This is a genomic window from Govania unica (genome assembly GCF_027920805.1).
GTDB lineage: Bacteria > Pseudomonadota > Alphaproteobacteria > Sphingomonadales > Govanellaceae > Govanella > Govanella unica.
Map to the genome: position 1 here is coordinate 364476 of NZ_JANWOI010000003.1, position 25012 is coordinate 389487.

The following is a 25012-nucleotide window of genomic DNA, read 5'->3' on the forward strand; positions in this document are numbered from 1 at the left end:
GTAGAGCAGCATGCGGTTTTTTGATCGGTATATTTCGCGTTTGATCGCTTGGCCTTTGATGGTGACGGTTGTGATCGCCGTCATGCTGCTGCTGCTTGACAATATGTTGCGGCTTTTTCAATTTGCCCTGGCTTTGGGCGGCCCGCTTCCGATTGTCTGGAAGATGCTGATGAGCCTCATTCCGGAATATCTCAGTCTTGGTCTGGTGCTCGGGCTGTTCCTGTCGGTCAGTCTGGCTTTTCGCAATCTGGCGCTATCGAATGAGTTGGATGTCATTGTCGGCACCGGGATTCCGGAACGTCGGTTGATGAGAATTCCGTTCATTTTCGCCGCGTTGATTTGCGTGATCAATTTTGCGCTGGTCGGCTTTGTTGAACCGCGCGGAGAGAAAGTTTTTGAGTTGCTGCGCCGGGATATGTCGGCAGGGCTTCTCGGGATCACCGTCAAGGCCGGAGAGCTTACAAAGCTCAGCAACAATCTGGCGTTTCGCGTTGATGAAATCCGCAATGGCTCTGATGATATGCGCGGCATTTTTTTTCGCCGCGTGGATGACAAGGGCGAACAGTGGGTCGGTGTCTCGCAAAAGGGCAAGGTGGTTGCCGATGCCCAGACCCAGGGCCTGGTGCTGCGGCTGAGTGACGGCACGCTGGTGCGCAGCAATCCAAAAGACAAACAGCCGGCGACGATGGAATTTGGCAGTCTGGATCTGGATATCCACTCGCCAAGTCACGCGCAGTTTCTGGCTCCGCCAATGAAGCTTACGCAATATACCTTGCCGGAACTTTGGACGATCGGACATGATCCGCAGGTCGACGCCAGCACGCAACGCGGCGCGTTGGCCAAATTTTTCCGCCGTATCGCCCAGATCCTGTTCTGTCTGTTCATTCCGCCGCTGGCCATGGCGCTTGCAGTTCCGCCGAAGCGTGTCAGCAGCGCTTATGGGTTGTTTGTCGGGCTGATCATCGTTGTGGCCTTCATGAAGATTGCCGATGGCGCTGAACAGATGGCGGCGTCGCGATCGATCGATCCGCTTTATGCGCAGGCCATACCTTTGCTGATTTTTGCAGCGCTATCGGGCTGGCTGTTTCAGGTGACGGTGAGCCGCGATCGCGGCTATCTGGTTGGCGCGATCGATCAGTCCTTTTCGGCAATCCTTGAAGGTGCCATGCGGGGAATTATGGCTGGCCGGTCCCTTTTTGGGTTTGGATCGCGATCTGAAAAACGATTGGAATCACGTAGCGCCATGCTTGAAAAATCAACCATTCGCACAAAGATCCTTGGCGAAGCACAGCATATTCTGATCATCTTCGAGAGTTTCGAACTTGGCGGGACCGAGCGTATTGCGCTTCGGCTGGCGGAAGCCTGGGTTGAGGCAGGGCGCGACGTGACGATTTTTGCCGGACGGGCCGATGGCCCGTTGGCGGCAATGCTGCCGCAGGGTGTCAAGGTCGTGCTCGCGGATAGGCATATCGCCGAGGGGCCGTTATCGGGGGTGCGGTTGGCCTTGGGCCTCAATCGGGTTTTGGGGCGATTGCGCCCCGATATTATTTTCTGCCCGGGAAATTATTACACCGATACGGCGGTTGTTTTGCGGCTGATGGCAGGGCGTGGTTGTCCTCCGATCGTGGCCAAACTGAGCAATGCGTTGCGGCGGGCGGATATGCCGTGGCTGGTGCAGGTCGGTTATGAGGTATGGCTCAGGCTGCAAAAACATTTCATCGACCTTTATGTGGCCATGTCGCCCGCGCTTGCGACCGAAGCACAAAGCGTCATGGGGCTTCGGCCGGATCAGATGGTGATGATCAAGGATCCGGCGCTGCCGTCGCAAAGCAAACTGCAGGACACGATCAGCGAAGACATTCCGAACCTTCCAGCCGTGCCTTATATTCTGGCGGTGGGTCGGCTGGTGCGGCAGAAAAATTTCCCCGGTTTGATTCAGAGCTTCGAAAAGGTCGCGGCTCAAAGGGCGATCCAGTTGGTCATTCTGGGGGAAGGGGATCAGCGGGAGGTCGTTGAGGCGCAAATCGAAAAACTTGGTCTTCAAGATCGGGTGACGCTTGTGGGCTATGCGAGCAATGTTGGCGGCTGGTTGCGTCAGGCTGAGCTTTTTGCCATGTCTTCGACCTATGAAGGTCTTCCGGCAGTGTTGATCGAAGCCATGGCAAGTGGCGTGCCGATCGTGACAACGCAGTGTTCCGCGGCCATTACCGAGCTTTTGGAGGATGGCCGTTTGGGCCGGATCGTGCCAGTTGGTGATATGGATGCCCTAGCGGATGCCATGATTGCGGGGCTTACAAGCGCGCATGATCCCGCACCACTTCGGGAGAAGGCGATGGATTACTGCATGGATGTGGGGTCCGCTGCTTATCTGAATGCATTTGATGTCAAAACGCACAGGCTTCCGCGACAGCCGGACGAAATCAGAGAGGCCGCGGTTACTTATGGTTGAGGTTAAATCCAAATTGCAAACGCTTGGGGTGAAGCTTGCGCCGATTGGCCGCAAGCTGGCCCTGCCTGTTCAGGGGCTGGTCCTGGCTGCGGTTGTATATTTCATGATTTCGCGGCTGTCGGATTATTCCTGGCATGAGATTTTCCTGTCCTTGCCAAGGAGTGGGTGGTTTTACGGTTTCTTTGTCTGTCTTTATATCACTCCGCCGCTGGCGGACTTTTTGCTTTATCGCTGGCTCTTCAGGTTGAATGCCGGGAGCCTTCCGGTGATGTTCTATAAGCGTGCCTGCAATGAGGGGTTTTTTGATTACTCCGGAGAAGCTTTTTTCTATTTCTGGGTTAAGAAAAAATCCGAGCTGACGGGTGCGCGAATTTTTGATGCGGTCAAGAACGTCAATATCCTTTCGGCGCTGTCGTCGAATGTGATGACCTTGGCAATTCTTGCTGTTGCGGCAACGGGACAGGTGGTTGGAATTTCGACGCTTTATGAGCAGATCGGATTGAAGACCATTCTGTTGCTGGGCGTTGTGGTTATTGGCCTTCTTGTGCTGCTTATCGGCACGCGATCAAGCATGCAGGCCATGACCTGGCGCGAGGCGATGATCATTTGCATGGCTCATTGTCTGCGTATCACGGCGGTGATGGTATTGCAGATTGCCATGTGGTCCAGTCTTTTCCCTGATATCTCCTTCAAGGTCTGGGCGATCTTTCTGGCGGCGCAGATGGTGCTGGGTCGGGTGCCGTTTCTGCCCAATAAGGATCTGCTGTTCACGGGACTTGCCATCGGGCTCGCGCCGCATGTTCTGTCGTCGCAATTGTCGGTTCTTGGCATGTTTATGACGGCGGCGACATTGACAGTCCTTTGTCATCTGACAATTTGTATCGTTGGCACAATTATGAACGGTGCGGCAGGGTTGCAGGGGAATTTGCTCAAGGGGTGGTTTCAATCAGCGGATAGCAACTTGTCATGACAGAGCGGATTGTCGGGAAAATACTGGGTCTGTTTTTGCTGCTTGGGGCGGCTACGCCGCTTTTGGCGGGGGAAGTTATTCTTGGTCCTCACCCGGAGATCTGCAAGGCCGGGTCTACGGTCCCGGCGCTTCTTGTTCATGTGGAGGGATTCAAGGATCGCAAAGGGCAGGTCCGGCTGGAGCTTTATTCCGATCAGGCTGATGATTTTCTGGCCGATCGTGATGATCTTCTGGCGCGTCACGCGGTTTTTGTGCGTATCGACGTTCCCACTCCGGCAGAGGGGCCTGTGGCCATTTGCCTGCAACCGCCGGGGGCAGGACAGTACAGCCTGATGGTCCTGCATGATCGGGATTATAATAAGAAATTTACGTTATTCACGGATGGCGTGGGGTTTTCAAACAATCCGCGCTTGGGTTTATCCAAGCCGTCGGTTAAGGATGTCATCTTCTCCGTAGGGGGGGGTGTCAAAGACCTTACGGTTGTTTTGAATTACATGCATGGACTGACCCCGCGTCCTGTGAGCCGCCCGAAATAATAAGGTAACTGCGTGAAATGAAGATTGTTGATGTTGCTGAGTTTTACAGTAAGCAAGGTGGGGGTGTTCGCACCTATATCCACCAGAAGTTTGCTGCTGCAGCAAAGCTTGGCCATGAGGTTGTCGTCGTTGCGCCGGGCGCGCAGGACGCCACGGAAGACTGTGACGGCGGCAGGATCATATGGGTCAAGTCGCCGCGCCTGCCGGTCGATCATCGCTATCACATGTTCTGGGGACAGGATGCGGTCCATCGTATTCTCGATGCGGAAAACCCCGATGTTGTCGAGGCCTCGTCGCCCTGGCGCGGCGCGTGGATTGTGCGCAACTGGGACGGGCCGGCGTCAAAGGCCCTGTTCATGCATGCCGATCCCGTGGCCTCCTATCCGCATGTGGTGCTGGACGGGATTTTGTCGCGCCGGAGAATTGATCAGCTGTGCAGCTGGTTCTGGTCCTATCTGCGGAAATTGAGCACCGGGTTTGATGTCACGGCGGTGTCCGGCGACTGGCTGGCGAAACGCTTTGCGTCGTTTCAGCTGCATCATCCGGTAGCGGTGCCGTTTGGTGTTGATCGGTCCCTGTTTTCGCCGGATTTGCGGAATCTTTCGGTGCGTCAGGAAATGCTGGCGAAATGTGGTCTTGGACCGGATGCGAAGCTTTTGATCAGCATCGGTCGCCATCATCCGGAAAAAAGACTGGGCATGCTTATTGATGCGGTGGAGCAGGCGAACAGACATCGCCCGGTCGGGCTTTATATTGTCGGCGACGGCATTTCGCGGGCGCTTACGGAACGTCGAGCGCGGTCGGTGCCGCAGGTGCATCTGGCCGGATCGATTTTCAATCGGGAGCAGCTCGCCCGTGAACTCGCCAGTTCCGATGCCTTGCTGCATGGCTGCGCGTCGGAGACTTATGGGCTTGTGGCGGCGGAGGCTTTGTATTCCGGCGTGCCGTTGATCGTGCCCGATGCCGGTGGCGCGTTTGATCTTGCCCATATCGATTATGCGGAAGTTTATGAGACAGGCAGTGCTGACAAAGCGGCGGGCGCGATCCTCAATCTTTTAAAGCGCAACTGGTCCGATATGTCGAGCCGGGCTTTTCAGGCGGCAGAAATGCGCATCGGCCCGCCCGAGCAGCATTTCCGTCAGTTGTTCGATCTGTATGCGCGGGGGCCGCATCATTACCAAACCCGCGAATTGTTCAATCTGCAGCCAGCTCATAGTAATAGCTGAGCTGGCGGTTCTGTTGCAGAACGCCTAGGGCGCGATGGGTTTCGGTAATCAGCGACGGTATGTCGAAATCATGGGGATGGACCGCGAGGCGCACGGTGTCGAGGGGGCGGAGCAGCGTTGTGGCCAGCCGCGACCATAACAGCGAACTCGCAATGCGGGATTTGCTGCGACTTGCGTAACTGATGACGGGGCCTTTGGCGACCACGCGGTCCTGTCCCGGAAGCCAGACCCGCCAATGGTCCTCGGCGAACATCATATTGGCATCTTTGAGCGCGTCTTTCGTACCGGCACTGTAGAGCCAGGCCGGGGCGATGAAGCCTTTGACCGCCTGGCCGAGAATATCTTCAAGTTCGGCCTTGCCTTGCTGCATGCGCGCGAGAGCCTCCGCCCGCGACAGCCCGAGAAATTCGCCTTCGCGCGCCGTCAGGGCCGAGGCCTTCAGGCTTTGCCCCCAGGATGTATGAGGGGTCTCATCGCGGTGGTAATAGCCATGCAGGATCATTTCCACGCCCGCCGCCGCCCGTGCCCGCAACCAGGCGCAAAAGGCCGGGTCGTCGCGCAGATGTCCTTTGCGCCAGAAATCCGGAACCACCAGCATGCTGTACCGCGTGCCGATGCCGTTGGTCTCCTCCAGAAAAGGGACGATACGTTCGAGCCGCGCGAAATGGCTTGGCGCGACATCATGGATGCTGACAAGAAGGCGCTTCAAAATTTGTCCTCGGGAGAGCGATTTCGGTTGGGCGAGATTACTATGACTGGGCGTCTGGCGTCAAACTTGCGTGGTCAGGAAGCGGGCGAGGGCGCTTCCGGCATTCAACATATGTTCGCGCATGGCGAAGGCGGCTTCGTCGGCATTGCCGCGCGCCATGGCTTTCAGGATCTGCCCGTGCTCAAGCTGCGATTGCTGCAGGCGGCCGCTGGTGCGTAATTGGGTGCGGCGGAAGGGCAGCAATCGGGCGCGCAATTGCAGGGCTTGTTCGACCAGAAAATTGTTATGGGTGGCCTGATAAATGGCGGTGTGAAATTCAAGGTTGAAGGCGTCATAGCCCGCAACATCGCCAGTTTTCAGGAACTGTTCCGAGCTGTCATGCAGCATATTGAGCTTTGAGCGCTCAAGCGACGTCATGCGGTTGGTGGCGAGGCGGGCGCAGATGGCTTCGACCTCGGCGGTGACTTCAAACATGTCAGACAGCGTTTCAAGGGTCATGGGCAGCACGACGATGCCCTTGCGCGGGCGGATTTCAACCAGCCCGGCGGCGGCCAGTTGGCGCACGGCCTCACGCACGGGGGTGCGGGAGGCGCCGTAGCTTTCAGCCAGTCGCGCCTCGTCCAGCACCATGCCGGGGCTGAGGCGGCCGGTGGCGATGTCATCGGCGAGGCTGAGGCGAATGCGTTCGGTCAGCGATCCACGGTCTTCGGTCTGTGTTTGCAGCATGATGTATGTGGTCTTTATGTATACATAAGATAAAAATTATTCCTCAATATATTCTTATGGCCTGAGTTTTTCAATATATGTATCCTTTATGCAGATTCGGGCGCAAAGGGAGTTGCCGGATGAGTGCTGTGGACGGGGCAAGACAGTCATGGGCGACGCTTCCGGCGCGGAAGGCGCTGCGGATTGCGCGGGCCAGCGCTTATGCCGACGGGCGGATTTTGCGCAGTGACCGCATTGTCGAGGCGCTTGAAGCGCTGATCGAGCCTGGCGACCGGGTGGCATTGGAAGGCAATAATCAGAAACAGGCGGATTTTTTGTCGCGGTCGCTGGCCATGGTCGATCCGGCCAAGGTTCATGGGATCAATCTGCTGATCTCGACCCTTGGGCGGCGGGAGCATCTGGATCTTTTTGAACGCGGCATTGCCCGGCGGGTGGATTTCTCCTTTGCCGGGCCGCAAAGCCTGCGCATGGCGCAATTGCTTGAAGACGACAAACTCGAAATCGGGGCGATCTATACCTATATCGAGCTTTATGCCCGCATGTTTGTGGACCTTACGCCGCAGATCGCGCTTGTCTGTGCGGAGCAGGCGGATGCCGAGGGCAATCTTTATACCGGCGCCAACACCGAAGACACCCCGACCATTGTCGAGGCGGCGGCCTTTCGCCATGGCGTGGTGATCGTGCAGGTCAATGAAATCGTCGACAAGCTTCCGCGCGTCGATATTCCCGGGTCCTGGGTGGATTTTGTGGTCAAGGCCGATCGTCCTTATGCGGTCGAGCCGCTGTTCACGCGCGATCCCCGGCATATCGGCGATTTGCAGATTCTGATGGGGATGATGGTCATCCGCGGCATCTATGAACGGCATGGCGTGACGGCGTTGAATCATGGCATCGGGTTCGATACTGCGGCCATTGAATTGCTGCTGCCGACTTATGGGGAAAAGCTGGGGCTGAAGGGGAAAATATGCCGCAACTGGGCGCTTAATCCGCATCCCACACTTATTCCGGCCATTGAGAGCGGCTGGGTTGAAAGTGTCCATTGTTTCGGCAGTGAAGTTGGCATGGGCGAATATATCCGCGCGCGGCCGGATATCTTTTTTGTCGGTCGCGACGGCAGCATGCGATCGAACCGGGTGTTCTGTCAGTTGGCCGGGCAATATGGGGTCGATCTTTTCATCGGCTCCACCTTGCAGATGGACCGGGATGGCAATTCGTCGACGGTGACGCTGGGGCGTCTGGCCGGATTTGGCGGGGCACCGAATATGGGGCATGACCCGCGTGGCCGTCGCCATGCGAGCGAAGCCTGGCTCAGCCTGATGACCTCGACGGAGCCGGTGGCGCGGGGGCGGAAACTGGTTGTGCAAACGGTGGAGACGTTTAAAGCAGGGGGCATTCCCACCTTTGTCGAGACGTTGGACGCGGTGGAGGTTGGCCGCAAAAGCGGCATGCCCATTGCTCCGGTGATGATTTATGGCGATGACGTGTCGCATGTGGTGACCGAGGAAGGCATTGCCTATCTTTACAAGGTCGATGGCGAGGAACGGCGGGCGGCTATTGCTGCCGTGGCCGGGGCGACCGAAATCGGCCAGACGGCCAAGCCCAAGGTGACGGCGGATTTACGGGCGCGGGGGATCGTAGCTTACCCTGAGGATCTGGGGGTGAGCCCGCTTGAAGCTTCGCGGTCTTTGCTTGCGGCGCGCTCTATCGATGATCTCGTGACCTGGTCGGGCGGGCTTTATGATCCGCCAGCCCGGTTCAGGAGCTGGTGATGGAGAGGCTACGCGTCAGGCCGGAGGAACAGATTGCCGATCTCGCGGTCTGGGCTTTGCTGGAGGAGGCGGAGTTGACGCCGAAACCGGCGCTGGTCGATCGACGAGGATCGGGGGCGCATCATGATCTTGATCTCGGGTTGTTGCGACGTTCGGCCGAGGCCCTGCGCGACAGTTTCCGCGCCATGGCCGAGGCGGCGGATGGGCGCGCGCCGGATCAGACTTTGCGCGAGCATCTGGCGCTGATCGGTCGCGCGGGGGAGGTGCGCATGATGGCGGCGACGGGGGGCAGCAATGCCCATCGCGGGGCCATCTGGATTCTGGGGTTGCTGGTTGCGGGAGTAGCGTCAACTGGAAGCAGTGACCCTTTGTGGATCGCGGCGACGGCGCAGGATATTGCGGGGCATTCCGATCGCTTTGCCCCCGTGAGTGAGAGCAACGGCAAGCGCGTGTGCGAGATATTCGGTGTGGCGGGCGCGAGGGGTGAGGCCTTGGATGGTTTTCCCCATGTGATCGAGATCGGCTTGCCCGCGCTCAGGCAAAGTCGCAAGGCCGGAGCCAGTGAGACAGAGGCGCAGCTTGATGCCTTGCTGTCGATCATGGCGTCGCTGGATGATACTTGTTTGCTGCATCGGGGCGGCCGTGTGGCGCTTGACACGGCCAAACGCGGGGCGCGGATTGCGTTGGACGCGGGCGGTGCGGCAACTCGCGCAGGCATGGGGTATTTGCATCGGCTTGATGCGGATCTGATGGCGTTGTTTGCGTCACCGGGCGGGTCGGCGGATCTTCTGGCCGCGACATTATTTCTGGATCGTTTGGAGAGGGAATTGTCATGGAGCGTTTGACCTTTACCTATGAAGCCGGGGAGCGCGTGAACAGTCGGGCTCATGTGGGCGTGGTCGGGTCGGGCGATCTTGAGATTCTGATGGAACTCTCGCCGGATCAGCAGACCCATGTTGTGGTCAGCACCAGTGTGAATGGCTATGGGCCGGTGTGGAAAATTGTGCTTGATCGGTTTTTCAGTCGGTTTGATGCGGCGGTGTCCATCGAGATCAATGACTTTGGCGCGACGCCCGGGATGGTGGCGCTCAGGCTTGAACAGGCGGTGGAGGTGATCCGGTCATGACGCAGGGGCTGTCGGCACAAAGTTTCATCGAATTGCGCGCGCGGGAGCGTGCCCGTGAGATCCTCGACCCTGGCAGTTTTCGGGAAATTCTTGGGCCGTTTGATCGGCTGGTGTCGCCCTGGTTGCCCTTGCAGGATATTGTCACCCAAGCGGACGACGGCGTGGTGCTGGCGCGCGGGACGATCGATGGCGTGTCGGCGGTGGTCGCGGCCATTGAAAGCGCGTTTCAGGGCGGCAGCATGGGCGAAGTGGCGGGGGCGAAAATCGCGGGCGCGCTTGAGCAGGCTTTGCTGGATCACCAGAAAGGCATTGCTACGCGGGCAGTTATTCTGTTCGAAAGCGGCGGCGTGAGATTGCAGGAAGCGAATTTGGGTCTTGCGGCTATTGCGGAAATTCATGCGGCGATTGTTGCGCTTCGTCAATATGTGCCTGTGGTTGGGGTTGTGGCCGGGATGGTTGGTTGTTTCGGCGGCATGTCTTTGGCGGCGGCGTTATGCAGTCGCTTGATTGTCACCAAACAGGCGCGCCTCGGTATGAATGGGCCGGAAGTGATTGAGCAGGAAGCGGGCATTGCGGAACTGGATGCATCGGACCGCCGGTTGATCTGGAGCCTGATTGGCGGTGCCCAACGTCACGCCACGGGATTGGCGGATGATCTTGTGGAAGATGATGTGACGGAGATTGCAAACGCTGTGCGCCGTGCGTTTAAAGATGGCTGTCCGGATCTGCATAGAAGCGCGGATGTGGATGGATATCGGGCCAAGATCGCGGCGATCGATCCCGCAGTTGCGCTATCGCCTGTTGAGCTGCGGCAGACGTGGGGGACGAAGTGATATGACCAGCCGGGGACATATTTGGTTGAGAGCGCTTACGGATCAAGCGCCGCAAATTGTATCGGGCACATCCACCGTGCTTTATGCCGATGCTGTTTTGAATGAGGAAACGGCGCGCTTTATTACCGTTGTGCCGGATGCCGAAAATCGGTTTCCGCGCGCACGCAATGGCGAGGTCGGGCTTGATGAAGGCTGGGGTCTTGCGGCCATTCTGCGTGACACCATGCGTGCGGATCAGGGTGGGGCGCGGCGTCCGATTGTTGCACTGGTGGATGTGACCAGTCAGGCCTATGGGCGGCGGGAGGAAATGCTTGGCATTCATCTTGCCTGTGCGGCGGCGGCGGATGCTTATGCGGCGGCGCGGCTTGGGGGGCATCCTGTGATTGCTCTTTTGGTGGGCAAGGCTATGTCGGGAGCGTTTCTGGCCCATGGATATCAGGCCAATCGCCTTCTTGCGCTGGATGATCCCGCAGTGCTTATTCATGCCATGGGGCGTGAAGCCGCGGCCCGTGTGACCCGGCGCTGCTTGCAGGAAATTGATGAGCTTGGGGCGCGCATTCCGCCCATGTCTTATGTGCTCAAGGATTATGCGAAGCTTGGATTGTTGTCCGGCGTGATCGCGGGTGTGGCGGCGGATGATCCGGGAGCCGATGATGTGGCGCGGGTGAAGCAGGAACTTGTGGCAGCGATTATGGATGTGCGTGCTTCGACGACGCGTGATCTTGGTTGCCGTCTCACATCGCCTGAGGCGCGCGACATGCGTGCGGCGTCCATTGCCGTGCGGCAGAAAATTTCCGAACAATGGGATATGCGGTGAGCTTATGGATGTTGCCGTCCATGATCTGTTGCGGATTGACCCTGAGGCTTTGATCGGGGACATGCCCGATTGGGCGCGGTCGGCACTCGCGGATGCGCCATGGGTGGTTGTGCGGCGGGCGCTGTCTTCGGATGGCCGGATTGCGGTTGGGGTGCGCGGGCAAACACGTGATCAGCGGTTTGCCGCCTGGCTTCCGGTTGCGGGTGTCACCGCGCATGTAACGCCCTATGACATTGTGCGGGATGGTTTGGCTGGACGTCGGAGAATGCTTCCGGCGCTTGCTGCTTTGGATACGGTTTTATCCGTGATGGCAGGCACGCCTTATGTCTGGGGGCCGGGTGGCAGTGTCGGGTTCGAACTGGTGACAGGATATCTCGCTGTGACGGAGCAGAGCGATCTTGATATCATTCTGCGCGCGCCCGAATATCTGGACCGTGCGCGAGCTGCTGATCTTCTGGATCGTTTGCCGCTGCGCTCGGATGTCCGTCTGGAAGTGCCGCGCGGGGCTGTGGCGCTCCGGGAATATGTAAGGGGCGGGCGCATGGTTTTGAAGACATGCGAAGGGCCTTGTCTTGTTGATGACCCTTGGGACGGGTGAGGCTATGACGCTTGCTTTTTTATGCCCGGGTCAGGGTGCGCAAACGCCGGGGTTTCTGCATGACTTGCCGGATCATCCGGCGGTCGCGGAAACGGTGCGTGAGGCTTCGCATTATCTCGGGTTTGATGTTCTTGATCTCGACGGCGCAGAGGCTTTGCGGTCAACGGTGGCGGTGCAGATCGCGACGGTGGTGGCCTCGGTTGCGACGGCGCGGGCCTTGGCAGCGGACGGGGTGCGGCCGGATATGGTGGCGGGGTTGTCTGTGGGATCCTACAGCGCGGCCATCATCGCCGATGCTATTGATTTCGGGGATGGCTTGTTGCTTTTGCACAAGCGGGCTTCGTTGATGGCGGTGGCTTACCCGACGGGATATGGGCTTGCGGTTGTTGCGGGGCTGACGGAAAATTCTGTGCGCAAATTGATCGCGGGATCGGATCAGCGCGCCTATATTGCAAACCTGAATTCTCCCACGGAATTTGTGATCAGCGGCGCGGTGACGGCTTTGCTTGCGGTGCTGGCTGAGGCGCGCAAATTTGGGGCGCGGCGGGCCGAGCTTCTGGATGTGGCGGTGCCGTCCCATTGTCCTTTGTTGTCGGCTGTGGCGGATGAGCTGACGGAGATTGCGGCAACCATTCCCATGCGGTCGCCCGCTATGATTTATATCGGCAATCGTCGCTGTCGGGTGCTGCGCGATGCGGCGCAGGTTCGGGAAGAACTGGCGACAAATCTTGCGTTCCCGGTGCCGTGGCATGATGCGACGACTTTGATGCAGGAACTTGGCGCCGAAATGTTTTTAGAGCTGTTGCCGGGCAATGTCCTGAGTGGATTGGCGCGATTTTCCCTGCCTGCCTTAAAGGCTGTGGCGTTGCAGGAGCTGTCGCTGGAACAGGCGGTCTCCATGGTCGGGAAGATTTGACCGGCCGGGCAATATATAGAGCGATTTAGCTGCAGCCACAGAGAGAATATTTTAATTTTTATATCTATTATAACGAATGACAATGCTGTCAATTTTAATTGACAGCATTGTCATTCTCATCCTAATCTCGTTTTCAGGGAATTTTTGGGGACGGAATTCGATGCAAATTAAGGCTTTGGCGGGGGAAAAGCCAAGTGGGGCCAATCTGTCGGCTGGGGCGGCGCAATCTCTGCTTTTATTCGGTGTCACGGGTGATCTGGCGCAACGCATGTTGTTGCCATCCCTGTTTGCCTTGCATTGCGAGGGTTTGCTTCAGCCGGATCTGACCATCATCGGAACGGCGCGCTCGGCGCTGGAGACGGCGGCTTTTCGTCAGGACACGGCGGAGGCGCTGCGGCGGTTCATGCCGGGTTATGCGCCCCCTCAGGCGGATCTCGACAGTTTTCTGGCCCGTTTGTCCTATGTGCCGGTCGATGTGACGGAGGCGGAGAGCTTTGGCGCTCTTGCTTCTGCAATCAAGGGATCTGAGGATCGCGGTCTCGCGATTTTCCTGTCGACCGCGCCATCTTTGTTTGCGTCGGCAATCTCAGGGCTTGAGGCGGCGGGGCTGGCCCATGGTTCGGCGCGGCTTGCACTTGAAAAACCGCTCGGCAATGATCTTGGGTCGAGCCGGGAGATCAATGAAGCGGTGCTTGCGGCGTTCCCTGAGGAGCGGACGTTTCGCATCGATCATTATCTCGGCAAGGAAACGGTGCAGAATCTTCTGGCGTTGCGGTTCGGCAATTGCCTGTTCGAGCCGTTGTGGACAGCGGCCGCCATTGACCATGTGCAGATCACGGTCAGCGAGACCGTGGGGCTTGAGGGGCGGGGCGGGTTCTATGACGAGACCGGCGCGCTCCGCGATATGGTGCAGAACCATATGTTGCAGTTGCTGGCGCTGGTGGCCATGGAGCCGCCGGCGCAATTCGATGCCACTGCCGTGCGCGATGAAAAGGTCAAGGTGCTGCGCTCCCTGCGGCCCATCGATCGGGAGACGGTGGTGAGCCACAGCGTGCTTGGCCAATATGGCGCCGGTGCGGTGGATGGCCAGCCGGTCAAGGGCTATGAGGAGGATCTTGGTCGCCGGTCCGAGACGGAAACCTTTGTGGCGCTCAAGGCTCATGTGGATAACTGGCGCTGGAAAGGCGTTCCGTTTTATTTGCGCACGGGGAAATGTCTGCCGGTGCGGCAGTCGGAAATTCTGGTGCAGTTCAAGCCGGTGCCGCATTCGATTTTCGGCGACAGGGGCGGGGAGCTTGCCGCCAACAAACTGGTCATTCGCTTGCAGCCCGATGAATATATCCGTCTGCTGGTTATGGTGAAGGAACCGGGATTGGATCGCAGCATCCGGTTGCGGGAAGTGCCGCTTGATCTGTCCCTGAGCGATGCCTTTGCCAATCAGCGCAAACGCATTGCCTATGAACGATTGCTGCTTGATCTTATCAATGGCGATCCAACGCTGTTCGTGCGTCGCGATGAGGTCGAGGCGCAATGGGACTGGATCGATGCCATTCGCGACGGCTGGGCCTATCACGGATTGAAGCCCAAGCCTTATGTGGCGGGCAGCTGGGGGCCGTCGGCAGCGATTGCGCTGACGGAACGCGATGGAGTGAGCTGGAATGACTGAGATCACCTGGCGGATCCATGCTGATCCTGCGGCCATGGCCTTGGCGGTGGCAAAAGATTTGCAGACGCGGATTGAACGGGCGCTGGCGGCGCGGGATCGCGCGCTTGTGGTGTTGCCGGGGGGCACGACGCCGGAGCCGATTTTTAAACATCTGTCGGCCAACGTTGCGAACTGGGGCAAGGTCACGATCATTCCAAGCGATGATCGTCTGGTGCCGCGTCACGACCTCATGAGCAATGCGGGTATGTTGTCGCGTTGGTTTTCTGGCCTCGGGGCTGATGTGGTGCCGCTTGTGGCGGATGAGGCTGAGTATAAACAGGCGGGGGCAGCGGCGGATCGGCGTCTGCATCATTATGATTGGCCGCCGGATTTTGTCTGGCTTGGCATGGGGACGGATGGCCATGCGGCCTCGCTGTTTCCGGGGCCTGATCTGGATGCGGCGTTGCAAACTGCGGCGCGGGCCATCGGGGTTCGGCCGGACCCGTTGCCGCCTGAGGCTCCGCATGCTCGTGTGACGCTGAGCTTGTCTGCGATCGTGGAGACCCCTGTGCTTATGCTGGTGATCAGCGGGACGGCGAAGAAAGCGGTTGTCGAGCGGGCGTTTGCCGAGGGGACGGGATCGTCCTTGCCGGTGGCTCATATTCTGGCGGCGATGCCGTCGCCTGTTCTTGTTCATTGGTGCCCATGATGTCCATGCATCCTGTTGTGACGGCTGTTACTGATCGGATTGTCGCGCGGTCCCGTCCGACACGCCGGGCCTATCTTGATCTGATCGCGCGGGAGCAACATGCGGGTGTGTCGCGGACACGGCTTGATTGCGGCAATCTTGCCCATGGCTTTGCCGCCGCCGATCAAGACAAGCCGCTGTTGCGTGCGGATCGGGCGATGAATATCGGGATCGTTACGGCCTATAACGATATGCTGTCGGCCCATCAGCCCTATCATCGCTATCCTGAGCAGATGAAGATTTATGCGCGCGAAGTGCAGGCAACGGCGCAGGTCGCGGGTGGCGTTCCGGCCATGTGTGATGGGGTGACGCAAGGGCAGCGCGGCATGGAATTGTCGCTTTGGAGCCGGGATGTCATTGCGCTGTCCGCCACGGTGGCCTTGTCGCACAATATGTTCGACGGCATGGCGATGCTTGGGATTTGCGACAAGATTGTGCCGGGGCTGTTGATGGCGGCGCTGCGGTTTGGGCATTTGCCGGGGCTGTTGGTGCCTGCGGGGCCGATGCCGTCGGGGCTTGCCAATAAGGAAAAACAACGCGTCCGTCAGCTTTATGCAGAAGGCAAGGCCAGCCGCAGCGATCTTCTTGATGCCGAAGCGGCGAGTTATCACAGTGCGGGAACCTGCACATTTTATGGCACCGCCAATTCGAACCAGATGATGATGGAGGTCATGGGCCTGCATATTCCGGGCGCCGCCTTTGTCAATCCGGGCACGCGCTTGCGTCAGGCTCTGACGCGGGCGGCGGTGCATCGGTTGGCGGCTATTGGCCGGGATGGCGATGATTATCGGCCGCTTGGATTATGTGTGGATGAAAAGGCGATTGTGAATGCGGCGGTGGGGCTTCTCGCCACCGGCGGGTCGAGCAACCACGCCATTCATTTGCCGGCCATTGCCCGCGCCGCCGGTATTGTTATTGATTGGGAGGATCTCGATCGCTTGTCGGCGGTGGTGCCGCTGATTGCCCGCATCTATCCGAATGGCAGTGCGGATGTGAATCAGTTTCATGCTGCGGGCGGCATGGCTTTTGCCATTGCGACGTTGCTTGACGCGGGGTTGTTGCACCGGGATATCCTGACGGTGGGCGGGCGCGATCTGGGCGATTATGCCCGTGTGCCTGTGCTTGAGGGCGAGGAGTTGGACTGGCGGGATGTGGCGGACGAAAGCGGTGATCAGACCATCCTGCGCTCGGCCCGGTCGCCATTTTCGACTGATGGCGGCTTGCGGCTTATAGAAGGTAATCTCGGGCGCGCCATTTTTAAAACCAGCGCGGTTGATCCGGGCCATTGGACGATCGAGGCGCCGGCGCGGATTTTCTCCGATCAGGCGGAGGTTCTCACGGCCTTCAAGGCGGGCGAGCTTGATCGCGATGTGATTGTTGTCTTGCGCTTCCAAGGCCCGGCCGCCAATGGCATGCCGGAACTGCATAAATTGACACCGGCGCTCGGGGTTCTGCAGGATCGCGGGCATCGTGTGGCGCTGGTGACGGACGGTCGCATGTCGGGGGCATCGGGCAAGGTTCCGGCGGCGATCCATGTGAGCCCTGAGGCTTATGGCGGCGGTCCCCTTGCGCTGTTGCGCGATGGTGATCCTGTGCGGCTTTGTGCAGAGCGGGGGGAGCTTGCGGTTCTTCTTGATCCGGCGGTGTGGCAGGCGCGGGAGCCTGCGTCGCCGCCGCCGCAACAGGACGGTATGGGACGAGAGCTTTTTGCCTTGATGCGGCAAGCTGTGAATGGCGCTGAACAGGGAGCGTCACCCCTGTTGGCTGCGGCGGGGATATAGACATGGATGTGGTAGCCGTCGATCTCGGGGGGACCAATGCGCGCTTTGCCATTGCGCGGATTGCCGAAGGCCGGGTGATCGAGGTCGGGGATATGACCACGCTCGCAACGGCACATTACGCGACGTTTCAATCCGCCTGGGAGGACTTCGCCGCGCGGCATGGCGGGCATCTGCCGTCTGCGGCTGCCATTGCCGTGGCCTGTCCGGTGAAAGGTCGGGAAATCAAACTGACCAACTGCCCCTGGGTGTTGTCGGTGGATGCGCTGCGGCGGGATCTTGACAGGCTGACCCTGGTCAATGATTTCGGGGCGGTCGGTCATGCGGTACGGCATCTTGACACGGGGCATTTGCAGCATGTCATGGGGCCGGACCGGCCCTTGCCGGAGCAGGGGTTGATCAGCATCATCGGGCCGGGGACCGGGCTTGGTGTGGCCCATCTGTTGCGGCGGAACGGTCATGCCTATGTGATTGAAACCGAAGGCGGGCATAGCGACTTCGCGCCCCTTGATGCGATCGAGGATCACATGCTCGGGCGGCTGCGGGAACGCTATCTCCGCGTCTCCGTGGAGCGGCTGGTGTCCGGTCCCGGGCTGCTTGGGATTTATGAGACGCTGGCGGAAATCGATGGCGCGCCCCGGTTGTTTCAGGATGACAAATCGCTGTGGGCCGCAGCGCTTGATGGCAGCGATCGCTTGGCGGTTGCGGCGCTTGATCGCTTTTGTCTGATTTTTGGCTCGGTTGCGGGGGACATCGCCTTGACGCAGGGGGCGTCGGCGGTGGTGATTGCCGGAGGGGTTGGCCTGCGGCTTGCGGACCGGCTTGCACATTCGGGGTTTGCGCGGCGGTTCTCCGCTAAGGGACGGTTTGAAGCCATGATGATGGAACTGCCGGTCAAACTGATCACCCATCCCCATGTGGGATTGATCGGGGCCGCTGCGGCCTTTGCCGAGGAGCATGGCTTGTGAGCGGTATCGACGCGCTTATGCGCCGGGCGCCGGTCATTCCGGTGCTGACGGTTGAGGATGCGGCCGACGCGCGCCCTGTGGCCGAGGCTTTGGTTTCAGGCGGCTTGCCGGTGCTTGAGGTCACATTGCGGACCGCTGCGGCGCTTGACGTTATTGCTCGCATGGCTGCCGTTGAGGGGGCGATTGTCGGGGCCGGGACCGTGCTGACGGTGCGGGATCTTGATGCGGCGATGGAGGCCGGGGCACAGTTCATTGTCTCGCCCGGTCTGACGGAGTCTTTGGCCAAAGCGGCCATGGCGCGGGAGATTGCGTTTCTGCCGGGGGTTGCCACGGCGGGCGATATCATGCGCGGGCTTGATCTTGGGCTTGATCATTTCAAGTTTTTCCCGGCTGAGGCGGCGGGGGGGATAAGGGCGTTGCAGGCTCTTGCGGCGCCGTTTCGACAGTGCCGGTTTTGCCCGACGGGGGGCATTACGGCGGATCGGCTGGCGGAGTGGCTGGCGCTTCCGTCCGTGCTTTGTGTGGGGGGAAGTTGGCTTGTGCCGTCTGGTCCGGTTGATGCTGATGCCGTTCGGCTGCGTGCGCTTCAGGCGGTGACTGCGGCGGGACGGGGTGTCTGATCTCTATACCCGGTGGAGGATTAACACGATGGCAGCGCTGTCTTTTTGTCTTTGAAGTCGGTATATAATGGCCTCGGAGATTTTCTCATGAGGTGCTGAGCGTGACCCGGACAACGATCATCGACGTGGCGAATGCGGCGGGTGTTTCTATCAAGACGGTGTCCCGTGTCATCAACCGCGAGCCCAATGTCCGCTCGGCTATGAAGGATAAGGTCGAAGCGGCGATCAAGGCTTTGGGGTTTGTGCCGAATGCGGCTGCCCGTTCATTGGCCGGGTCGCGGTCCTATGTGATCGGCACGATTTTCGACAATCCAAGCCCGAGTTATATTGTCAGCCTGCAACGCGGGGCCATGAAGGCTTGCCGCGATGCGGGTTATCATCTGACCATCGAGGAAATCAATCTGGCGGCTGGCCAGGTCGCGCAGCAGATGGCTCAGATGCTTGAAACATCGCGCATGGATGGCGTTCTGCTGTCGCCGCCGGTCACGGATTGCGAGCCGGTGTTGGAGGCGCTTGAGGCCAAAAACATTCCCTATGTGCGTCTGACCCCGGCAGGTTATGCAGGGCGCTCCCACGAGGTGATGAGCGATGATGCTGCGGCGGCCGGTGAAATTGCCCGGCATTTATGGGATCTTGGTCATCGTCGGCTGGCAGTTGTTGCGGGGCCTGCAACACATGGGGCGTCAAAGCTGCGGCTTGACGGTTTCATCGCTGGCATTGTTGCCATGGGTGGTGACGCAAAACAGGTGCGCGTGGCCCAGGGCGATTTTTCCTTCAAGTCGGGAATGGTCGCCGGGCGCAAGCTCCTCGGCGCGAAAAACCGGCCGACGGCCATCTTCGCCAGCAATGACGATATGGCGGCCGGGGTTTTTTCCGCCGCCAGTCAATTGGAGCTTAAAATTCCCGTCGACGTTTCAGTGGCGGGATATGATGACAGCGCCATTGCCGAGCTGGTCTGGCCGTCTTTGACCACAGTCCGCCAGCCCATAATTGACATGGCGGCGGAGGCGGCCCGCATGCTGATCGAGCGGCGAGGGGGGGAAACCCCGCACAGCATTCGCATGCCCTACAGGGTCATCATTCGCCAATCCACCGGGCCTGCGTGAAGGACAGCCGCAGGCCGGCCTTTTCAGCATGATCGTTGTCTCCGGTGAATTCGGCGTGTATCCTCGACAGACGTGTATCCTTCGTAAGCATAAGTTCCCCCCAATTATGCCTCCCCTCGAAAGGAACGCCTGATGACGAAGCCCCATGCCAAGACCAATCCGGAAAACTCCAAAATGAGCAGCCAGCCATGGCTTCATCAAGAAGGCGTTGAAATTCAAGCCTATGGCACTGTGCGCCAATTACCTATTGGCCTTTCCCGCGATGTTCGGCTTTATTCATGTCAACGGCTTAACCAGATCCTGGCCGATCTGCAGATTCTGCATGCCCTTTATAAGAAGCATCATTGGGTGATGCGCGGCGCGACATTTTATCAATTACATCTGATACTTGATAAACATGCGGGCGAGCTTTCCGAGCTGATCGATATGGTTGCTGAACGGATTCAGAGTCTTGGTGGTATTGCGGTGGGTGATCCCCGGCATATTGCCGAATTCACGCAGATTGGGCGGGCTCCGAATGGCTGTGAAGAGGTTCCGGCCATGCTGTCGCGGCTGCTTGAGGGGCATGAGCTGATTCTGATGGACAGCCACGACGCCGCCTCCAAGGTCGATGATCAGGGCGATGATGGCACGAACGACGTGATCGTTTCAGGTGTGATCCGCCTCAATGAAGCACAGGCCTGGTTCATTGCAGAGCATCTGGTCGATACGCCGCTGCTACATGTCTAGGGGGTGGAAAAGCGGCCTGTAACAGGGCCGCAAACTTCAACCAAGGAGACGAATGGTGGCTCAATTCAAGGATACTGATAAGACAAGCGTAGAGCAGACCTCGGCGAACCACGATAAGGCTGAGCAGGAGCGCCAGGAGAAACACCGTCAGCATCTGGAAGACTTGCTGGATGAAGCGCTGCAGGAAACCTTTCCTGCAAGCGACCCGACCTCCATCCCCTGTACAAGGGACCGGTCGTCGTCAGGGGACAATCGTAAAGTCTGATCGTTCGATGTCGAGTGCGCCTCGGTCTTGTTTTTTGGGACAGTCGTCAGATGTTGGCGATGAACAGGAATAACACGGCCAGGGGCACGATGAAGCGGATGGTAAAAAACCAGACCGAATGAATGGCCGGGGATTTGAAATTCACTTCCTCCCGGATGGAATGCGGTGTCAGCGCCCAGGCGGCGAGAATGCAGATCAGGATCCCGCCAAGCGGCATCATGATGTTCGAGGCCACATAATCAATGATCTGAAACGGATTGGCGCTGGTCAGGATCGGCGCGCCGCTCAAAGGGTGGAAATCCTGCCAGATGTTGAAGGAAAACACCGTGAGCAGCCCGACCACCCAAATGGCAAAGCAGGTGGCGAGCACCAGAACCTTGCGCGAATATCTGGTGAAATCCTCAAGCACGGCAATGATGGATTCAATTAGCGTGATCGCCGAGGTGAGCCCGGCAAAGCCAAGCAACAGAAAGAACAGGGTGGCGAACAGATAGCCGCCGGTCATCTGTCCGAACGCCACGGGAAGGCTTTTGAACAACAGCCCCGGCCCTTCGGCCGGAGACAGGCCATATTGGATGGTGATGGGAAAAATCGTCAGGCCCGCGACGATGGAGACAATGGCATTGGCCCCGCCCACCACCATGGAGGCTTTGCCGATGGAATAGGATTTCGACATATAGGCCCCAAGCGTCAACATCACGCCGACGCCGACACCGAGCGAGAAAAAGGCATGGCCGAAAGCAACGGTGACGGTGTGCAAGGTGACTTTGGAAAGGTCGGGCAGAAACATGAATTTCGCGGCCGCCAGAAATTCGCTTTCGATGACCACATAAAGAAACAACAGAAACAGGATCACCAGCAAGCCGGAGGTCATCCAGCCGAGGGCCGCTTCAACGCCCTTGTTGACGCCGCGCGCCACGAAATATCCTGCGGCGGCAATGAAGATGGCCTGAAACAGGATCAGTCGCGCCGGTGAAGCCATCAGGCTGTCGAATCCGGCGGAGGATTGTTCGATGGATATATTCTGGAACTTGCCCATCAGCGCCTGGACAAAATAATCAAACGTCCAGCCGGCGATGACGCAATAAAAGCTAAGGATGAGAAAGACAGCGAGCGTCCCCATGATGCCGAAACGACGCCAGTTGACGCTGATGCTTTGGGACTGCCGCAAGCGATCCATGGTTTGAACCGCGCTTGCGGCCCCCATGCGTCCAATGGCGTATTCCGCGATCAGGGCTGGAACGGCAATGAGAAATTGGGCGAGCAGAAATATCAGGACAAAAGCGCCCCCGCCGTTTTCTCCGGCAAGATAGGTAAAGCGCCAGACTGTATTGATCCCGATTGCGGTTCCGATGGACACAGCAATGAACAGGAGTTCGGAAGACCACTTCCGCTCGCCAGCAACAGTCATATGGAAACCCCGTTTACGCGATTAGTTGGAGACGACGGCTGTCGCCTCGATCTCGATCAGGAAATCCGGCAGGGCCAGACACTGAACACCGATCAACGTATTTGCCGGAGGTGTGGTACCGCCGAAAAATGCACCAATGCCTGCGCCGATGACGGCCAGTTTGTCGGGGCTGTGGTTGACCACATAGGTGCGGATCCGCACGACATCATCGGGTGTGGCACCGGCGGCGGCCAGCACGTCCTTGAGGTTCTGGAAGCTTTGCGCGATCTGCGCCGCAAGATCGCCCGCACCGACGACATTTCCCTGTGCGTCCCAGGCCACCTGACCGGCGCAATGAATGGTGCGCCCGCCTTCGGAGATGGTGGCGTGGGAAAACCCAAAGGGAACAGCCGGATACATTGAGTCTGGATTGAGAGTTTTACGGGACATGATCATTCACCTGTTAAATATTCAACGAGTTCCAACTGATTGCCGAAGGGATCGCAAAGATAGCGATTTTTGACACCCGCGCAGGGGCCTTCGGTCATTTCGATGGTGCCGGGCATGAGCTTGCAACCATGGCTTTCAAGATGCGCGGCCACCGCGTCGGCATCCTTGACGCGGAGGGCAATATGATGCCCACCCACATCCGAATTGCGCGGCGGTGTGCGGGTTGCGTCTGTGGGTTTGTGATACTGAAACAGCTCGAAATTCAAATTCGGCGCCAGTTCCAGCATGGCGAGCGTCAGGCAACCGCCCGGAACATTCACATGTTCGGCCATCCAGTCCTGCCCGCCAGGTCCAGGCGGCAGATCCTTCGCGTCAATGGGACCGAGACGATAAAGCTCTCTCGCCCCAAAGGCTTGTTGATAGAAACTGCTCACGGCGTCGATATCGGCCACCGTCCAGGACACATGATCGACTCGCTCAATGAGCTCACCAAAGCCAACAGATGGTCGCAAAGCCTTTTGATCGGCGGTCATTGTCTGCATCCTCCCTTACAACTTGCGAGATTTCCGTTCGAAGTTTGGCCTTCAAACCAGCTTCATACAATTGTCAGGAGCGGCATATAACGTTGCGTAAATCGCACCTTAATCTTGTCGTCCCCGCAGATAAGGTTAATGATTGCGTTTTTTGGAACAACACAAGACATTAATTGCTATTGCAACAATATAAGCAAGCTTCCTATTTTATAGACTAAGCTATTTATATGGATTTTGAGGGCTCTATGGATAGGAATTCTGTCGATTGGCGTGGTTATATGCCAGCCATAACCACCACCTTCACGCGTGATGGTGATTATGATGCACGCGGCCATGCTGAGCTTCTCGAATGGTTATATGCCGAAGGCATGCACGGAATCGTGGCGCTTGGCACCACGGGCGAATGGTTCAGTCTGCAACCAACCGAAAAAGCCGCAGTCTTTCAAAATATCGCGGCGACGCTCAAAGGTAAAATTCCGTTGATTGCCGGTTGCACCGGATATACGGCATCCGAGGTCGGTGCCAATATGGCCGCCGCCGCGGAGGCCGGGTTTGACGGCGTGCTGATCACGCCGCCGCCCTATATCTGTTTGTCCGACGCCGAAATTCTTGAATTTTACCGCGAAGCTGCCAAGCAGACGAAACTGCCGATCTGCATTTATAACTGGCCGCCCGGGACCAATATCGATCTGTCACTGCCCTTGATCGAAAAATTGATCGAGATCGATAATGTGGTGGCGCTTAAACATTCGACCAGTCGGTTGGATCATTTCTCCAAAGTGTTTTTCGCCATTCGCGATCGCGTGCGGGTGTTCGGCTTTAATATGGATGAGCTTGGGCTGACGTTGCTCGCGCATCAGGGCGGCGATGGCACCATGGGCGCGGGTGCGGTTCTTGGGCGCGACCATCCGAATTTCTATAATGAAATCTGGAACGGAAATTTGGAGGCAGCTCGGGAATGCGGGGCCCGCGATCGCGTGATCCTGACCGAATGGTATACGGAGCATCTGACGGCGCGCTTCGGCTCGCCACAAGCGATCCTCAAAGAAGCCTTCAATGTGATGGGTCTGCCCGGTGGCTATCCACGTCGCCCGATTCTGCCTTTGCAGGACAGTGAGCGGGAGATTGTCAGGGCCACTTTGGAAAAGCTCGGCAAGATATAAGCCTGCGGCTCAGCGCTTCAGTCCTTGCGACAGATTTGACGACACCAGGTTCATGAAAGAAATAATCGCGGTTGGCAATTGCCGACCGCGCCGGGTCATGACGTTCACCGTGGTTTCTGCCAGGATCGGATTGTCGATGGGAATGGACACCAGACTGCCCTGAGCAATTTCGGCCAAGGCGGCAACCTGCGGCAAAATGGTCGAGCCTTTGCCCGAATAGGTGAAGTCCTTCAACAGCGCCAGCGAATTCGACGTGAAGTTCGCCTTCAGATGCACGCCGTCGCGCAGTTGCGCCTGTTCCAGCATCTGACGAATGCGAAAAGAATGCCCGGGCAGCGCCAGCAATTCATTGCCGAGATCTTTCAACTGCACAGTGTCCTGCTTGGCCAGCGGATGGCCCGGCGCGACCATGAAACAAATCGGTGCGGGAAGCGATAACCGGCGGCTCAGACGCGGATCGGCGGGGGCCTCGAATGTCAGGCCGAAATGCACGTCATCTTCACTCACCATGCGAGCAAGGTCATTGGTGGCGGCAATTTCCACATTGATGCTGATGCCGGGATGGGCGGCGATGAAATCGGCGACGATAGAGGCAAAATGATTGCTGACGAAACCTTCCCCCATGGCAACCTGAATATTGCCCCGGCGCTGGCCGCGCAGATTTTCGATATTTTCGCGAAAGGTTTCCTCAAGCGCCAGTTCTTCCCGGTAATAGTCGATGACGGAATCACCGGCTTCAGTCAGTTTGATGGAGCGCCGCCCGCGCTCGATCAAAGGCAACCCAACTTCTTCTTCCAGCAGTGAAATCTGACGGCTGATGGACGATGGCGCCACGTTCAAAAGATCGCTCGCCGCCCGCATGGACCCCGCCTTATGGGTCATATAAAAATAATGTATCCGCGACAGGCTGAGTTTTTTCATGTAGGCAGGTCCAAGGGTTGC

26 protein-coding genes are annotated in these 25012 nt (G+C 58.3%); 20 read left to right on the top strand and 6 right to left on the bottom strand.

The features are described 5' to 3' along the window. The first annotated feature begins 10 nt into the window (after positions 1–10). From NYP16_RS09495 to NYP16_RS09510, 4 genes are read left to right on the top strand one after another with little or no spacing between them, the layout of a single operon-like run. Entirely contained in the window at positions 11–2449 is a 2439-nt protein-coding gene (locus NYP16_RS09495; protein ID WP_274943896.1) for an LptF/LptG family permease, read from the top strand. After that, positions 2442–3419 carry a hypothetical protein gene (locus tag NYP16_RS09500; RefSeq protein ID WP_274943897.1) on the top strand — a complete coding sequence of 326 codons (978 nt, stop codon included), beginning with the start codon at positions 2442–2444 and terminating at the stop codon, positions 3417–3419. Before NYP16_RS09495 ends, NYP16_RS09500 begins: the two co-directional genes overlap by 8 nt. Further along, the gene (locus NYP16_RS09505) at positions 3416–3955 is read left to right on the top strand and encodes a DUF2141 domain-containing protein (RefSeq protein ID WP_274943898.1); all 540 of its coding nucleotides are present in this window, start codon (positions 3416–3418) and stop codon (positions 3953–3955) included. Before NYP16_RS09500 ends, NYP16_RS09505 begins: the two co-directional genes overlap by 4 nt. 17 nt (positions 3956–3972) lie before the next feature. Then, entirely contained in the window at positions 3973–5181 is a 1209-nt protein-coding gene (locus NYP16_RS09510) for a glycosyltransferase (RefSeq protein WP_274943899.1), read from the top strand. On the opposite strand, the gene NYP16_RS09515 is transcribed toward NYP16_RS09510, so the two are convergent. Both NYP16_RS09515 and NYP16_RS09520 read right to left on the bottom strand, forming a co-directional pair. Then, entirely contained in the window at positions 5150–5890 is a 741-nt protein-coding gene (locus NYP16_RS09515; RefSeq protein WP_274943900.1) for a polysaccharide deacetylase family protein, read from the bottom strand. The two genes, NYP16_RS09510 and NYP16_RS09515, sit on opposite strands and share 32 nt — an antisense overlap. 60 nt (positions 5891–5950) lie before the next feature. Next, the gene (locus NYP16_RS09520; protein WP_274943901.1) at positions 5951–6616 is read right to left on the bottom strand and encodes a GntR family transcriptional regulator; all 666 of its coding nucleotides are present in this window, start codon (positions 6614–6616) and stop codon (positions 5951–5953) included. A gap of 119 nt (positions 6617–6735) precedes the next feature. Here NYP16_RS09520 and mdcA point away from each other — a divergent pair, with 119 nt between their 5' ends. The 15 genes from mdcA (at position 6736) to NYP16_RS09595 (ending at position 20534) form a co-directional block, all read left to right on the top strand. Next, positions 6736–8385: a malonate decarboxylase subunit alpha gene (gene mdcA / locus NYP16_RS09525; RefSeq protein WP_274943902.1), complete on the top strand. Its 1650-nt coding sequence runs from the start codon at positions 6736–6738 to the stop codon at positions 8383–8385. Beyond that, positions 8385–9230: a triphosphoribosyl-dephospho-CoA synthase gene (locus tag NYP16_RS09530; RefSeq protein ID WP_274943903.1), complete on the top strand. Its 846-nt coding sequence runs from the start codon at positions 8385–8387 to the stop codon at positions 9228–9230. Before mdcA ends, NYP16_RS09530 begins: the two co-directional genes overlap by 1 nt. Then, positions 9218–9511, top strand: a complete 294-nt coding sequence (locus NYP16_RS09535) for a malonate decarboxylase subunit delta (RefSeq protein ID WP_274943904.1) — start codon at positions 9218–9220, stop codon at positions 9509–9511. The genes NYP16_RS09530 and NYP16_RS09535 overlap by 13 nt, the downstream gene beginning before the upstream one ends. After that, positions 9508–10344 carry a biotin-independent malonate decarboxylase subunit beta gene (locus NYP16_RS09540; RefSeq protein ID WP_274943905.1) on the top strand — a complete coding sequence of 279 codons (837 nt, stop codon included), beginning with the start codon at positions 9508–9510 and terminating at the stop codon, positions 10342–10344. The genes NYP16_RS09535 and NYP16_RS09540 overlap by 4 nt, the downstream gene beginning before the upstream one ends. 1 nt (position 10345) lies before the next feature. Further along, a complete protein-coding gene (mdcE, locus tag NYP16_RS09545) occupies positions 10346–11161 on the top strand; it encodes a biotin-independent malonate decarboxylase subunit gamma (RefSeq protein ID WP_429913150.1) in 816 nt (271 codons plus the stop codon). A gap of 4 nt (positions 11162–11165) precedes the next feature. Beyond that, entirely contained in the window at positions 11166–11759 is a 594-nt protein-coding gene (locus NYP16_RS09550) for a malonate decarboxylase holo-ACP synthase (protein WP_274943907.1), read from the top strand. Positions 11760–11763: 4 nt separating this feature from the next. Then, positions 11764–12675: an ACP S-malonyltransferase gene (locus NYP16_RS09555; protein ID WP_274943908.1), complete on the top strand. Its 912-nt coding sequence runs from the start codon at positions 11764–11766 to the stop codon at positions 12673–12675. Positions 12676–12835: 160 nt separating this feature from the next. Beyond that, the gene (gene zwf / locus NYP16_RS09560; RefSeq protein WP_274943909.1) at positions 12836–14341 is read left to right on the top strand and encodes a glucose-6-phosphate dehydrogenase; all 1506 of its coding nucleotides are present in this window, start codon (positions 12836–12838) and stop codon (positions 14339–14341) included. After that, positions 14334–15029 carry a 6-phosphogluconolactonase gene (pgl, locus tag NYP16_RS09565; protein ID WP_274943910.1) on the top strand — a complete coding sequence of 232 codons (696 nt, stop codon included), beginning with the start codon at positions 14334–14336 and terminating at the stop codon, positions 15027–15029. The genes zwf and pgl overlap by 8 nt, the downstream gene beginning before the upstream one ends. After that, entirely contained in the window at positions 15026–16849 is a 1824-nt protein-coding gene (gene edd / locus NYP16_RS09570) for a phosphogluconate dehydratase (RefSeq protein WP_346742500.1), read from the top strand. The genes pgl and edd overlap by 4 nt, the downstream gene beginning before the upstream one ends. A 2-nt stretch (positions 16850–16851) precedes the next feature. Beyond that, positions 16852–17814: a glucokinase gene (gene glk, locus NYP16_RS09575; protein ID WP_274943912.1), complete on the top strand. Its 963-nt coding sequence runs from the start codon at positions 16852–16854 to the stop codon at positions 17812–17814. Then, positions 17811–18434, top strand: coding sequence for a bifunctional 4-hydroxy-2-oxoglutarate aldolase/2-dehydro-3-deoxy-phosphogluconate aldolase (gene eda / locus NYP16_RS09580; RefSeq protein WP_274943913.1), 624 nt, complete (start codon positions 17811–17813; stop codon positions 18432–18434). The genes glk and eda overlap by 4 nt, the downstream gene beginning before the upstream one ends. A 101-nt stretch (positions 18435–18535) precedes the next feature. Continuing rightward, positions 18536–19540: a LacI family DNA-binding transcriptional regulator gene (locus tag NYP16_RS09585; protein ID WP_274943914.1), complete on the top strand. Its 1005-nt coding sequence runs from the start codon at positions 18536–18538 to the stop codon at positions 19538–19540. 174 nt (positions 19541–19714) lie between these two features. Next, positions 19715–20269, top strand: a complete 555-nt coding sequence (locus NYP16_RS09590; RefSeq protein WP_274943915.1) for a Dps family protein — start codon at positions 19715–19717, stop codon at positions 20267–20269. 55 nt (positions 20270–20324) lie between these two features. After that, a complete protein-coding gene (locus NYP16_RS09595) occupies positions 20325–20534 on the top strand; it encodes a hypothetical protein (protein ID WP_274943916.1) in 210 nt (69 codons plus the stop codon). 46 nt (positions 20535–20580) lie between these two features. Here NYP16_RS09595 and NYP16_RS09600 read toward each other — a convergent pair whose 3' ends face one another. From NYP16_RS09600 to NYP16_RS09610, 3 genes are read right to left on the bottom strand one after another with little or no spacing between them, the layout of a single operon-like run. Beyond that, positions 20581–21945: a sodium-dependent transporter gene (locus tag NYP16_RS09600; protein ID WP_274943917.1), complete on the bottom strand. Its 1365-nt coding sequence runs from the start codon at positions 21943–21945 to the stop codon at positions 20581–20583. A gap of 21 nt (positions 21946–21966) precedes the next feature. Next, on the bottom strand, positions 21967–22374 hold the full coding sequence (locus NYP16_RS09605; RefSeq protein WP_274943918.1) for a RidA family protein: 408 nt from the start codon (positions 22372–22374) through the stop codon (positions 21967–21969). 2 nt (positions 22375–22376) lie between these two features. Continuing rightward, a complete protein-coding gene (locus tag NYP16_RS09610; RefSeq protein ID WP_274943919.1) occupies positions 22377–22907 on the bottom strand; it encodes a VOC family protein in 531 nt (176 codons plus the stop codon). Positions 22908–23152: 245 nt separating this feature from the next. On the opposite strand from NYP16_RS09610, the gene NYP16_RS09615 reads away from it, so the two are divergent. Next, a complete protein-coding gene (locus NYP16_RS09615) occupies positions 23153–24070 on the top strand; it encodes a dihydrodipicolinate synthase family protein (protein WP_274943920.1) in 918 nt (305 codons plus the stop codon). Between the two features lie 9 nt (positions 24071–24079). Here the strand turns inward: NYP16_RS09615 and NYP16_RS09620 are convergent, their stop codons facing one another. Then, positions 24080–24991 (bottom strand): LysR family transcriptional regulator, encoded by a 912-nt coding sequence (locus NYP16_RS09620; RefSeq protein ID WP_274943921.1) that lies wholly within the window; start codon positions 24989–24991, stop codon positions 24080–24082. Positions 24992–25012 lie beyond the last annotated feature (21 nt).